This is a genomic window from Hyphobacterium sp. SN044 (genome assembly GCF_021864465.1).
GTDB lineage: Bacteria > Pseudomonadota > Alphaproteobacteria > Caulobacterales > Maricaulaceae > Hyphobacterium.
Map to the genome: position 1 here is coordinate 1 of NZ_JAKKUV010000010.1, position 13,237 is coordinate 13,237.

General features: G+C 65.2%; 11 protein-coding genes. 4 read left to right on the top strand and 7 right to left on the bottom strand.

Annotated elements, in window-relative coordinates:
* Positions 1 to 147: 147 nt before the first annotated feature.
* From L5876_RS12365 to rfbC, 5 genes are read right to left on the bottom strand one after another with little or no spacing between them, the layout of a single operon-like run.
* On the bottom strand, positions 148 to 1,179 hold the full coding sequence (locus L5876_RS12365) for a class I fructose-bisphosphate aldolase (protein WP_236956667.1): 1,032 nt from the start codon (positions 1,177 to 1,179) through the stop codon (positions 148 to 150).
* A gap of 41 nt (positions 1,180 to 1,220) precedes the next feature.
* A complete protein-coding gene (pgk, locus tag L5876_RS12370; protein WP_236956668.1) occupies positions 1,221 to 2,450 on the bottom strand; it encodes a phosphoglycerate kinase in 1,230 nt (409 codons plus the stop codon).
* Positions 2,451 to 2,471: 21 nt separating this feature from the next.
* Positions 2,472 to 3,485, bottom strand: coding sequence for a type I glyceraldehyde-3-phosphate dehydrogenase (gap, locus tag L5876_RS12375; RefSeq protein ID WP_236956669.1), 1,014 nt, complete (start codon positions 3,483 to 3,485; stop codon positions 2,472 to 2,474).
* Positions 3,486 to 3,537: 52 nt separating this feature from the next.
* Positions 3,538 to 4,413, bottom strand: coding sequence for a dTDP-4-dehydrorhamnose reductase (rfbD, locus tag L5876_RS12380; RefSeq protein WP_236956670.1), 876 nt, complete (start codon positions 4,411 to 4,413; stop codon positions 3,538 to 3,540).
* The gene (gene rfbC, locus L5876_RS12385) at positions 4,410 to 4,994 is read right to left on the bottom strand and encodes a dTDP-4-dehydrorhamnose 3,5-epimerase (protein WP_236956671.1); all 585 of its coding nucleotides are present in this window, start codon (positions 4,992 to 4,994) and stop codon (positions 4,410 to 4,412) included. The genes rfbD and rfbC overlap by 4 nt, the downstream gene beginning before the upstream one ends.
* 128 nt (positions 4,995 to 5,122) lie before the next feature.
* Between rfbC and L5876_RS12390 the strand changes: the two genes are divergently transcribed.
* Complete coding sequence (locus L5876_RS12390) at positions 5,123 to 6,328, top strand: NAD-dependent epimerase/dehydratase family protein (RefSeq protein ID WP_236956672.1); 1,206 nt, start codon at positions 5,123 to 5,125, stop codon at positions 6,326 to 6,328.
* A 49-nt stretch (positions 6,329 to 6,377) separates the two neighbouring features.
* Here the strand turns inward: L5876_RS12390 and L5876_RS12395 are convergent, their stop codons facing one another.
* A complete protein-coding gene (locus L5876_RS12395) occupies positions 6,378 to 7,064 on the bottom strand; it encodes a hypothetical protein (protein ID WP_236956673.1) in 687 nt (228 codons plus the stop codon).
* Complete coding sequence (argE, locus tag L5876_RS12400) at positions 7,064 to 8,236, bottom strand: acetylornithine deacetylase (protein ID WP_236956674.1); 1,173 nt, start codon at positions 8,234 to 8,236, stop codon at positions 7,064 to 7,066. The genes L5876_RS12395 and argE overlap by 1 nt, the downstream gene beginning before the upstream one ends.
* Positions 8,237 to 8,408: 172 nt before the next feature.
* On the opposite strand from argE, the gene L5876_RS12405 reads away from it, so the two are divergent.
* The 3 genes from L5876_RS12405 (at position 8,409) to L5876_RS12415 (ending at position 13,200) form a co-directional block, all read left to right on the top strand.
* Positions 8,409 to 9,881: a pilus assembly protein gene (locus L5876_RS12405; protein ID WP_236956675.1), complete on the top strand. Its 1,473-nt coding sequence runs from the start codon at positions 8,409 to 8,411 to the stop codon at positions 9,879 to 9,881.
* Between the two features lie 112 nt (positions 9,882 to 9,993).
* A complete protein-coding gene (locus tag L5876_RS12410) occupies positions 9,994 to 11,622 on the top strand; it encodes a pilus assembly protein TadG-related protein (RefSeq protein ID WP_236956676.1) in 1,629 nt (542 codons plus the stop codon).
* A 93-nt stretch (positions 11,623 to 11,715) separates the two neighbouring features.
* The gene (locus L5876_RS12415; protein WP_236956677.1) at positions 11,716 to 13,200 is read left to right on the top strand and encodes a pilus assembly protein TadG-related protein; all 1,485 of its coding nucleotides are present in this window, start codon (positions 11,716 to 11,718) and stop codon (positions 13,198 to 13,200) included.
* Positions 13,201 to 13,237: the final 37 nt, after the last annotated feature.

Below are 13,237 nucleotides of genomic sequence, written 5' to 3' on the forward strand. Positions count from 1 at the left end.
CCGGGGTCGTGCGCGCATTCGCGTGAAGCCGGACCTGCATCACCCAGCCCTCCGTCTCAACGCAACATAGGCTAGCCCAGCAACGATCGCTGGGGAATCAAAACAATCGTCCGAAACGAAACACGGAGGCGGGGTGACGCCGAAATCCTACTTCCCGCCTTCCAGATCCTTCGACCACTGACCCATAGCGGCGAGGCCGTTCATGCGGGCGCGGTGATTGAAGGCGGCCTGGCCGGCCTTCACGTCGCCGGTCTTGCCCCACGCCTTCAGCGGCGCGGCCTGCAGCGCGCGGCCATAGGAGAAGGTCAGCGGCCAGGGCAGGTCGTAGGCGGCGTTCATGGCGTTGAGGTGCGCGGTCGCCTGCTCGTCGGACTGGCCGCCGGACAGGAAGGCGATACCCGGCACGGCGGCCGGCACGCAATTCGACAGGCATTGCACCGTCATGTCGGCGACTTCCTCGACCGTGGCCTGGTCGGCGGATTTCTGGCCGGAGATGATCATGTTCGGCTTCAGGATCGTGCCCTCGAGCACGACGCCTTGCGCGAACAGCTCCTCATAGAGGCGCTTCAGCGTGTATTCGGTGACTTCGTAGCAGCGCTCGATCGTGTGGTCGCCGTCCATCAGGACTTCCGGCTCGACGATCGGTACGATGTTCGCTTCCTGGCACAGCGCGGCATAGCGGGCGAGCGCGTGCATGTTGACGTTGATGCCGTATTGCGACGGGATGGAGTCATCGCCCTCGCGGCCGATATCGATCACCGCGCGCCATTTCGCGAAGCGCGCACCCAGCTCGTAATATTCGTTGAGACGGTCGCGCAGACCGTCGAGGCCTTCGGTGATGGTCTCGCCCGGCGCGCCGGCCAGCGGCTTGGCGCCGGTATCGACCTTGATGCCCGGGATGGAGCCGGCATTGGTGATCAGCTTGACCAGCGGCGTACCATCTTCGGCGTTCTGGCGAATCGTCTCGTCATAGAGGATGACTCCGGAGATGTGCTGCGACATGGCCGGCTCGGTGCGGAACAGCATCTCGCGCCAGTCGCGGCGCTTCTCGGCACTGGATTCCAGACCGATGGAATCGAAGCGCTTCTTGATCGTGCCGGTCGATTCGTCGGCGGCGAGAATGCCCTTGCCCGGAGCGACCATGCCCAGAGCGGTTTCGTTCAGCTGATCGAGATCCATGCCCGTTTCCCCCGGTTCCAAGTGCGCCGTTTGTGGCGGCTCTAATTCGTTTCGTAAAGCACCACGACGCCCGGCAGCGTCTTGCCTTCCATCCATTCGAGGAAGGCGCCGCCCGCGGTGGAGATGAAGGTGAAATCCCGCGACACACCCGCGGCGTTGAGCGCGGCGACCGTGTCGCCGCCGCCGGCCACGGCGATGAGGCCGTTTTCCTTGACCCGCTTGGCGACATAGCGCGCGGCCTCGACCGTCGCGGTGTCGAAGGGTTTCGTTTCGAACGCGCCCAGCGGACCATTCCAGATGACGGTTTTGGAGGCATCCACCGAATCGGCGAGCGCATCGACGGTTTCCGGACCCGCATCGAGGATCATCCAGCCGGCGGGAACCTCGTCCACCGGCACGGTGCGGCTGTCGGCATTCTCGGCAAATTCCTGCGCGATCACGACATCGACCGGCAGGATGATCTGGCAGCCCGCTTCTTCCGCGCCATGCAGGATGGAGCGCGCCGTATCCGCGAAGTCGGGTTCGTGGAGACTCTTGCCCACATCCAGGCCTTTGGCGGCAAGGAAGGTGTTGGCCATGGCGCCGCCGATGGCGAGGCGGTCGACCTTCTTCACGAGGTTGGCGAGCAGTTCGATCTTGGTCGAGACCTTCGCCCCGCCGACCACGGCAAGCACCGGGCGTTTCGGGTCTTCGAGCGCCTGAACGAGGTGGTCGATCTCGCGCTCCATCGCCAGACCGGCATAGGCGGGCAGGTATTCCGCGACACCCGCCGTCGAGGCGTGGGCGCGGTGCGCGGCGGAGAAGGCATCGTTGACGTAGAGATCGCCCAGCTCGGCGAGCGCCTTGGCGAAGTTCGGATCGCCCGTCTTGCCGCCATCGGGGCGGCGTTCCTCGCCCTTGTGGAAGCGGGTGTTCTCCAGAAGCAGGACCTGGCCCGGTTCCATCGCCGCGATGGCCTTTTCGGCCTCCTCGCCCGTGCAGTCATTGCAGAAGCCGACCGGGGCGCCCATCAGCTCGGCGAGCGCATCGGCGACCGGGGCGAGGCTTTCCTCCGGCACGACCTTGCCTTCCGGGCGGCCGAAATGCGCGAGCAGGATCACCTTCGCCTTGCGGCGTTTCAGGTGTTCGATGGTCGGCAGGGCGGCGGAAAGCCGGGTGGTGTCGGTGACCTGTCCGGCCTTCATCGGCACGTTGAAGTCGACGCGCACGAGGACGCGTTTGTTCTCGACGTCAGTCTCCTCGATGCGGCGGAGCTTGCCCGGAACGGCCATGTCGAACCTCGTCGGTGTCGCTTAAAGGAAACGTCCCATCGCCGCCGCCGTATCGATCATGCGGCAGGCGAAGCCCCACTCATTGTCATACCAGGTCATGACGCGGGCCAGGCGGCCGCCGATGACATTGGTCTTGTCGATCGCGCAGATCGAGGAGCGCGGATCGTGATTGTAGTCGATCGAGACGAGCGGGATCGAATCGTAGCCGAGAATGCCCTTCATCGGGCCGTCGGCGGCGGCGCGGATCGCAGCGTTGATTTCCTCGGCGCTGGTGTCGCGGGCGGTCGAAACCACCATGTCGATCAGCGACACATTCGGCGTCGGCACGCGCACGGCGGCGCCATCGAGCTTGCCCTTCAGTTCCGGCAGCACGTCGCCGACGGCCTTGGCCGCGCCGGTCGTGGTCGGGATCATCGACATGGCAGCGGCGCGGGCGCGGTGAAGATCCTTGTGATTGCGGTCCAGCGTCGGCTGGTCGCCGGTATAGGCGTGGATCGTGGTGACGTGGCCGCGCTCGATGCCGACGGCGTCATTGACGACCTTGGCCACCGGGGCGAGGCCGTTCGTGGTGCAGGACGCGTTCGACACGACGATGTCATCGGCGGTCAGCGTGTGGTGATTGACGCCGTAGACGATGGTCTTGTCTGCATTCTTGGCCGGGGCGGAAACGAGAACGCGCTTGGCACCCGACTTCTCGATGTGGGCCATCGACTCGGCCTTGGAATTGAACTTGCCGGTACATTCCAGAACGATGTCGACGCCGAGATCACCCCAGGGCAGCTGGGACGGGTCGCGGTTGGACACTTTCTGGATCTTGCCGAAGCCGCAATCGATCCAGTCGTCGCCGACCTTGATATCGCCCGGAAAACGGCCATGGACGCTGTCGTATTTCAGGAGGTGGGCGTTGGTTTCCGGCGTGGAGGAATCGTTGATCGCAACAACCTCGACATCACCGGATCGCTGTTCCTCGTAAACCGCGCGAAGGGCCAGACGGCCAATGCGGCCAAACCCCGTGATTGCGACGCGAACGGCCATGCTCGGACTCCCTTGATAGGCATGCAGCGTGTTTTGCGGCGCCGTTTAGCCGCTATCGCTCGCGGCGTCCACCGGCGCCCATCGCCGCGAGGCAGCGTTCGAGCGACTCCTGCCAGTGGGGCAGGACGACGCCGTATTCGTCCTTCGCGCGGGTCAGGTCGAGGCGGGTATCGGCCGGGCGCGGAGCGCGGGTCGGGAAGTCCGCCGTCGTGATCTCGTCCACCGGTGTCGACAGGCCGGCCCCGCGGAGCACCGCCACCGCGAAGCCGTGCCAGCTGGTGTCGCCCTCGGCGGCAATATGGAGCAGACCGCCCCGCGCGCCGGAACGCAGCGCCTGTCCCAGCGCCAGAAGTGCGTCAGCCAGGGCGCCCGCCTCGGTCGGGCGTCCGAACTGGTCGGCGACGACACTCAGCCGGTCGCGCTCCGCGCCGAGACGCAGCATGGTGCGTACGAAATTCGTGCCTTCGGGGGCATAGACCCAGGAGGTTCGCGCCACCAGCGCGCCGGGATGGGCGGTCAGCACGGCGGCCTCGCCCTCGGCCTTGGTCTTTCCATAGACATTGACCGGGCTGACCGCGTCGGTCTCGACGTAGAGGCTGCCCTTTTTCCCATCGAAGACATAGTCGGTCGAGACGTGAAGGAAGGGGATGTTCGCCGCGGCCGCGGCCCGGGCCAGAGCCGCCGGGCCGGTCACGTTCACCGCGCGCGCCGCCTCGGGCTCGTCCTCGGCGCGGTCGACGGCGGTATAGGCGGCGGCGTTGATCACGATGTCGGGGCGGACGCCGCCGACGAGATCACCAAGGCCCGTCGGGTTTTCGAGATCGATCTGCGGCCGGCCGGCGGCGACCATCTCGATGCCTAACCGGTCACCGCGCTCGATCAGGGCGCGAGCCAGCTGCCCCTTGAGACCGATGACGAGAATCTTCATGCGCCGGCCCATTCGAAATCGGCCGGGGCATCGGCCAGAGCGGGATGTTTCAGATCCTTGCCCGCGAGCAGGGCATCACGCTCGGTCACCGGCCAGTCAATCCCCAGCGCCGGATCATTCCATTTGATCCCGGCATCGCATTCCGGGGAATAGGGCCCGTCCACCTTGTAAGCGATCTGGGTGCCCGGTTCGAGCGCGCAGAAGCCGTGCGCGAAGCCGCGCGGCACCCACAATTGAAGGCCGTTTTCGGCCGACAGGACGATGCTGGCCGCCTTGCCATAGGTCGGCGAGCCGCGGCGGATATCGACGATGGCGTCGAACAGGGAGCCTGCGGAACAGCGCACCAGCTTGGCCTGGGCGGCCGGCGGGCGCTGATAGTGCAGGCCGCGCACCACGCCACGGACGAGCGAGAGCGATGCATTGTCCTGCACGAAGGTCGTTTCGACCCCGGTTTGCTCGCGGAAGCGCTTCGCGGACCAGGTTTCCTCGAACCAGCCGCGATCGTCGTGAAACCGGTGCGGTTTCAAAACGTAAGCGTCGGAGAAAGGGGCGAGCGGTTCGGCGAGGGCGGGCGTGTTCATGCCCATTCGCTAGCGCTCCGCACCTGCGCTGTCGAGGCTTCGCAGCGGCTAGGCGGACTTGTCACACGGGAACCGGCCTGTCAGAACCGGCTTAACACTCTGGTGAACGCTGTAATCGGGCTTCAGACATGAAAGTTCTTGTTCTCGGCGGTGACGGCTTCTGTGGCTGGCCGACCGCACTCCACCTGTCCAACCAGGGCCACGACGTCGTCATCGTGGACAATCTGTCCCGCCGGAAGATCGATATCGAGCTCGAGGTCGAGTCGCTGACCCCGATCCAGCCGATGTCGAAGCGGCTCCAGGCGTGGAAGGAAGCGTCCGGCAAGGAGATCCGTTTCGTCGATCTCAATATCGGCAAGGACTACCAGGAACTGGTCGATCTGATCGAGGCGGAGTCACCCGATTCCATCGTCCATTTCGCCGAACAGCGCGCCGCGCCCTATTCGATGAAGTCGGCCCGCCACAAGCGCTACACGGTCGACAACAATCTCAATGCCACGAATGACGTGCTCGCCGCGATCGTGGAAACCGGCCGCGACATCCACCTCGTCCACCTCGGCACGATGGGCGTCTATGGCTATGGCACGGCGGGAATGAAGATCCCGGAAGGCTATCTGAAGGTGAAGGTCGACACGTCGGAAGGCCCGAAGGAACAGGAAATCCTGTACCCGGCCAATCCGGGCTCGATCTATCACATGACGAAGACGCAGGATCAGCTCTTCTTCCATTTCTACAACAAGAATGACGGCGTGAAGATCACCGACCTCCACCAGGGGATCGTCTGGGGCACACAGACCGAAGAGACCCGCAAGGACGAGCGGCTGATCAACCGGTTCGACTATGACGGCGATTACGGCACGGTGCTGAACCGCTTCCTGATGCAGGCCGCCGTCGGTCACCCGCTGACCGTGCACGGCACGGGCGGGCAGACGCGCGCCTTCATTCACATCCAGGACACGGTGCGCTGCATCCAGCTGGCGGTCGAAAACCCGCCGAAGGCCGGCGAGAAGGTCCGCATCATGAACCAGATGACCGAGACGCACCGCGTCCGCGATCTGGCCAAGATGATCGCCGACATGACCGGTGCGGAGATCGCCAACCTGCCCAATCCGCGCAACGAGGCCGACGAGAACGACCTCCACGTGGAAAACGACACCTTCCTGTCGATGGGTCTGAAGCCGATCACGCTGGAAGCCGGCCTGATGGAAGAGGTCACCGAGATCGCGCGCAAATACGCCGACCGCTGCGACCGCTCGAAAGTGCCCTGCGTGTCCTACTGGAACGAGACACGGAAGGCAGACCAGACGCCGCCGCCGCTTAAAGCGGTCTCCTGACGTCCAAAAGGCCGGTCCTGCGACCGGCCTTTTTCTTTTCAGGGTGAGCCTAGAGAGCGCCCTCTCTGGGCCATCCCGGCGAATGCGGGTCGCCGTGCCCGCGTTCGGGACTGATGAAGGCGACGGCCTCCCTGACCTGTTCCGGCGTTGGTTCGAGATGGCAGAAGAAGGCGAGCTGTTCGACGAAGCGTTCCGGGCGCACCAGCGCCTTTTCGTAGCTGGCCATGGCCAGCGGGGCGGGCGGCTCCGCGATCAGGCCCTGCGCCTTGCCATAGAGCCAGAGCACGTCGTTCAACGCCTCGGCCACGGACTGGCCGGTCAGCATGTGGATGCGCGCCGCCGCTGCGGCGGGATCGCGGAAGACGGCGATCAGGCGCGGCGACGGCAGGACATCCAGCACATCGCGGGCATAGAGACCGCCATGCGGGTCCTTCCAGCCCCAGGGCCGGCCCTCGGCCGCGCGCGCCTCGATGACCGGGCGCATGCGTTCGAGAGCCGCCGCATAGTCGGGGTGGGTCACGTCGCCGAGATTGCCGACATTGCCGCGCGCGGCCTGGATGTCGAGATCCTCGTTATTCCCCCGCCCCTGACGCGCACCCATGTCGAGACCGATCAGGCGCAGCACACCGGCCACCATGGAGGTGCCGCCGCGCGGGGCGCCGAAGACCAGCACGCCGGAGGCCGGTTCGTCGGCCGCCGGGGTCAGGATGTCGAGCGGTTCCGAGCGTTCGTACATCAGTTCGACTCCCTCAGCCGTTCGCCCAGCCGGTCCATGAAGTCGAGGCAGGCCTCGAGCTGGTCGATGGCGATGAATTCGTCCGGCTGGTGGGCCTGGGTGATCGAGCCGGGTCCACAGACAATTGTCGGGATTCCGGCATGCTGGAACTGTCCCGCCTCGGAGCCGAAGGAGACGGTGCGCGTGGCGTTGTCGCCGGTCAGCTGCCGCGCCAGACGCTCGGCCGGGCTGTCGGTGTCGGGGCGCAGGGCCGGCACGTCACTGCGCTGATGCACATGGACGCAGGCGCCCGGCGCATGGCGGCGCATCTCGGCCTCGACCGCCTTCGCCCGCTCACGCAGCACCTTGCCGACTGCATGGGCATCGTCCCAGGGGGCGGGGCGCATCAGGCTTTCGAACCAGGCTTCGCGCGCGAGAATATTGGTTGCCGTGCCGCCGCCCATCTGGCCCACGGTGATTGTCCCGTAGGGCGGGTCGAAGGGCGAATCCGCCGGGGCCGCCGCGCGCCACCGCGCGGCCTCGTCGTGGAGGAATTGCATCAGCGGAATGGCGCTCGTGACCGCGCAGGCGCCGTCCTCGACCCGCGAGGAATGCGCTTCCTTGCCGGTGATCTCGACCCGAACCGAATAGAGCCCCTTGTGGCCGGTCACGACCTTCATTTCGGTCGGCTCGCCGACGATGCAGGCGGACGGCTTCGGTCCGTTCGCGACGATGCGCTCGATCATCGCCGGGGCGCCGAGACAGCCGACTTCCTCGTCATAGGAGAAGGCGAAATGCACGGGCCGCTTGAGGTCACTCTTCGCGAAGTCCTCCGCCGCGACGAGGGCGCAAGCGATGAAGCCCTTCATGTCGCACGTGCCGCGGCCATAGAGCAGGCCGGAACGCTCTTCCATGGCAAAGGGGTCGCTCGACCAGTTCTGGCCGTCCACCGGCACGACGTCGGTATGGCCGGACAGAACGACGCCGCCGTCCGCATCGGGCCCGAGAATGGCGTGGAGGTTGGCCTTGGAGCCGTCGGCATTGGAGACGCGTTCGCATCGCGCGCCGAGCGCGATCAGCCGCGCCTCGACATCGGCGATGAAGGCGAGGTTCGAATTCCGCGACGTGGTGTCGTGCGCGATCAGTTCGCCCAGAAGCCGCCGCGTCTTTTCAACCTGATCCATGGATGCCATCGGCCTGTCTCCCTGCCCCTGTCCGCATGGCATGACCGCCGGAGGCTGGCAACTGCGGGGCGGCGTTAGCAAAGCGGAAACCGTGTTTCCTGACGCGGAATTAAAGACTGCGGGCGTAGAGGACTGCGATGGTGAAGGAAGTCCTGAGGGCAATGTGGGCATTTTGCGAAAATTGTCGGCTTTTGCGCGCAGCCGGTCCGGTAATGTCGCGACGGTCTTCTGCATCCTGCTGGCGCCGCTGACGGTGCTGGCCGGAGGCGCCGTCGACTTCAACCAGGCGATGAATGCCCGCGCGCGGCTGTCGGAGGCACTCGACGCGGCAGGTCTGGCCGTGGCGACACGGCCCGAACTTTCCGCCGCGGAAGCCGAACAGGTCGCGCTCGACTTCATCCAGGCCAATTACCCGGCGCGCGATGTGGGCAATGTGCAGAACGTCTCTGTCTCGCTCGATAACGTCACCGGCACGGTGCGGATTTCCGGGGAATCGGAAGTCCGCACAGCCCTGCTCGGCCTGATCGGCATGGATGCGATCACGGTCGATTGGGAGGCCGAAATCCAGCAGGCGCGGCAGAATCTCGAACTCGTCATGGTGCTCGACAATACCGGCTCCATGTCGGGCCAGAAGCTGACATCTCTGCGCAATGCCGCGCTGACGCTGACGGACGCGCTTCATTCCAACGCGCCCGAACCGGACCGGCTTCGCATCGGTCTCGTTCCCTTCGCGGCGACGGTGAATGTCGGCACGTCCCATGCCCGGGCCTGGTGGCTCGACCCGGACGGACGCTCGCCGGTGCACGGCGAATGGTTCGGCTCCGGCAGCCGTCCGACCCATTGGGAGCTGTTCGATGCGATGTCGAATGTCTCGTGGGGCGGGTGTGTCGAGGCGCGCCCGATCCCCTATGATGTCGATGACACCGAGCCGGACAACCGAAATCCGTCCACGCTCTTCGTGCCCTATCTCGCGCCGGACGAGCCGGACACCGGCGGCTTCAGAAACAACTATCTGCCGGATGATGACGGGACGCGCACGCTGGCCCAACGCATGAGCGGCCTTGCGAAATATGATGGCGGCCGGCCTTCCGGAGGCAACCCGAATGCCAGTTGCACCTCGCGGCCTATCACGCCGCTGACCACGTCGCGCCGGACGATCGACACCGCGCTGAACGCGATGCAGGCGCGAGGCAACACGAATGTCGCGATGGGAATCGGCTGGGGCGTTCGCGTGCTGTCACCGCAGGCGCCCTTCACCGAGGGCCGGGCCTATGGCGACCGCGACACGATCAAGGCGATGATCATCCTCACCGACGGCGAGAACGTCATGTCGGGCGGAAATGGCGCGCTGATGAGCGAGTACGCCGCCTACGGGCACGCCGTGAACGATCGGCTCGGGGTCCGGTCCGCTTCGGGGACCGTTCTGAGCCGCGCCGTCGACGACCGCACGGCCGCGGCCTGCCGCGTGGCCCGGGAGAACGGGATCCGGGTCTATACGATCACCTTCCAGGTGCGCGATGACCGGACCCGCGACCTGATGCGCGATTGCGCCAGCCATCCCGGCCTGTATTTCGACAGTCCTGACAATGAAACGCTGCAGGATGTGTTCGAACTGATAGCCGGCGACCTGACCAATTTGCGGATTTCGCGCTAGGGGTTCAGGACCCTCTAAAATTAACCCGCGATAAACCGCGTTTCCACACCTCGCTTTAATTCGACGTCACTAGGCTTCAGACCGAAAAGGTAAACTTTTGCCTGAGGTCGACATGCGTATTTTTGATAAAACTCGAACCTTCCTCTCGGACGTCCGAGGGAATGTCGCGACGATTTTCTCGATTGCGCTCGCCCCGCTGACGCTGATGGCGGGCGGTGCGGTGGACTTCAACCAGGCGATGGGTGCCCGCGCCCGCCTCGCCGAGGCGCTTGACGCCGCTGCTCTCGCGGTCGGCAGTCAACCGGGCCTCGACGAGGACCGCGCCGAAGCGATGGTGATGGACTACATCACCGCGAATTATCCCGACCGCGATCCGGGTTCGGTCCAGAACGTCCAGGTCTCGATCGACAACCGCAACGGGATCGTCCGGGTCTCGGGTGAATCCGAAGTTCAGACGACCATGCTCGGCCTGATGGGCATGGATTCCATCACCGTCGACTGGATGAGCGAGGTGATGCGCGCGCGCATGAATCTCGAACTCGTCATGGTGCTCGACAATACCGGCTCGATGTCCGGCTCGAAAATCCGCGCCCTGCGCGATGCCGCCGAGGTCCTGACCGAGACGCTGTTCGACGGGGCCGCCGACCGCGACGCCCTGTCGATCGGCCTGGTGCCGTTCGCGGCAACCGTGAATGTCGGCACGCAATATGCCCGCGCCTGGTGGCTCGATCCGGAAGGCGAGTCCCCCTATCACGGCGACTGGATGACTGGCGAAGCCGGCGACCGCAACAATGGTCACGGCAATGATGCCGATGGCTGCGATGACGGCAATCCCGGCATGCGCAACAGCCGGGGCCGGGGCCGCGGTCAACGCGACCCGAACAGCGACGCGTGCAACAACGAGGCGCTGCCGACGCATTGGGATCTGTTCGATCAGCTGCGCAATACGAGCTGGGCCGGCTGCGTGGAAGCGCGCCCGATGCCCTACGATATCGAGGACGAAGCGCCGTCCGCGAACAATCCGGAAACGCTCTTCGTGCCGTATTTCGCGCCGGACGAGCCGGACGGCCACTGGAACGACTATCTCGACGATGGCTTCTCGTGGCGCGACCTCCGCGACATGGACATCTGGGACGTCGTCGGTTCGATCACGCACTACAGCAACGGCCGTCCTTCCGGCGGCAGTCCGAACCGGGCCTGCACGACCCAGCCGGTCACGCCGATGACGAATGACCAGCGCACCATCCTCAATGCGATCCGATCGATGGGCGCCAGCGGCAACACGAATATCCCGAACGGGATTGCCTGGGGCACGCGTCTGCTGTCGCCGCAGGAGCCGTTCACCGAAGGCGCACCCTTCGGCGACCGCGACACCATCAAGGCGATGGTCATCCTGACCGACGGCGAGAATGTGATCTCGGGCGGCAATGGCGATTTGATGAGCGACTACAACGCCTATGGCTACGCCGCGCAGGGCCGCTTGGGTGTCCAGTCCGCATCGGGCAGCCGCCTGTCGGACGCTCTGGACGAGCGCACGCTCGCGGCTTGTGCCTATGCCCGCCAGCAAGGCATCCGGGTCTACACCATCACCTTCCAGGTGAACTCCAATTCGACCCGCCGGATGATGGAGCAATGCGCCAGCCATCCCAGCCTCTATTTCGACAGCCCGTCGAACGAGGCGCTCCGGAACGCGTTCGAACTGATCGCGGGTGACCTCAGCAATCTGCGCATTTCTCGCTGATCGCTTAGACACCCGTTAGGGACTTCCCGAAGAACCGCGTGCGGAGACTCCGCACGCGGTTTTTTCATGCGCCCGCAAGGAGGATTGCGGGGCATGTTCGGAGGGTTTGTGAAGCGGTTCGCCCGGCGCGCCCATGGCAATGTCGCCATGGTGTTCGCGCTGATGGTGACACCGATGACGCTGTTTTCCGGCGCGGCGGTCGACTTTCATCAGGCGATGAATGCCCGGGCCCGTCTGGCCGAGGCGCTGGACGCCGCCGCTCTGGCCGTCGGGGCTTCGCCCTACATTTCCGAAGACACGGCGGAACAGCTGGCGGCCGATTTCATCGCCGCCAATTTCCCGGCGCGGACGATCGGCCGTGTCGGATCGGTGCATGTCGCCTTTGACACGGCGGCAGACGCCGTCCGGGTGTCCGGCCAGGCGATCGTCGAGACGGACTTCCTGAGGCTGATGGGGATCAAGACCCTCACGGTCGAGTGGGAAAGCGAAGTGGTCCGGGCACGGCAAAATCTCGAGCTTGTCATGGTGCTCGACAATACCGGCTCGATGTCCGGGTCGAAGATCACCGCCCTGCGCGATGCCGCCCGGCTGATGACCTCGATCCTGTTCGAGAACGCCTCGGATTCCGACCGGCTGGCGATCGGGCTCGTGCCCTTCTCCTCGACGGTGAATGTCGGCAACGAGCATGCGCGGGCCTGGTGGCTCGACCCCGATGCGCAGAACCCGGATCATTCCGCGCACTTCGCGCCAGCCGCCAATCGCTGGGATCTGTTCGACACGCTGCAGGGCGCCAGCTGGCGCGGCTGTGTCGAGGCGCGGCGGGTGCCGCTCGACATCGAGGATGTCGCGCCCGACCCTGCCGATCCGGAGACGCTCTTCCTGCCCTATTTCGCGCCGGACGAGCCGAGCGGCTATTCGAACTTCGCCAACAGCTATCTGTCGGACCAGACTTCTTCGACGAACCTGCTGACGCGCCAGACCAATACCGCGAAATACTGGGGACGAGATCCGTATGGCGACGGGCCGAACTGGGGCTGCACGGCGCGCCCGATCACGCCGCTGACCTCACACCGCTCGACGATCGACAATGCCATCAATGCGATGATCGCCAGCGGCACGACGAATATCCCGATCGGAGTGTCCTGGGGCGTGCGCGTATTGTCGCCGCAAGCCCCCTTCACCGAAGGCGCCCCCTTCAACGATCGTGAGACGATCAAGGCGATGGTCATCCTGACCGACGGCGAAAACGTGCTGAACGGTCGGTCGAACATCAATTATTCGGACTATTCCGGTTACGGTTATGTCCGCGAAGGCCGGCTCGGCGTTATGACGTCCAGCGACTCCGCCCTGTCGAACGCGCTCGACGAACGCACGGCCGCTGCCTGCGCCTATGCGCGGCAGCAAGGCATAAGGGTCTACACGATCACTTTCCAGGTCAGCTCGGCGACGACGCGTGACATGATGCGCGACTGCGCGACGCATCCGAGCCTCTATTTCGACAGCCCCTCGAACGAGGCCCTGCGCGACGCGTTCGAACTGATCGCCGGCGACCTGACCAATCTGCGGCTGTCGCAGTAGGCAGAGCAGCCCATGCCTGTTTCCTCCCCCGTTTACG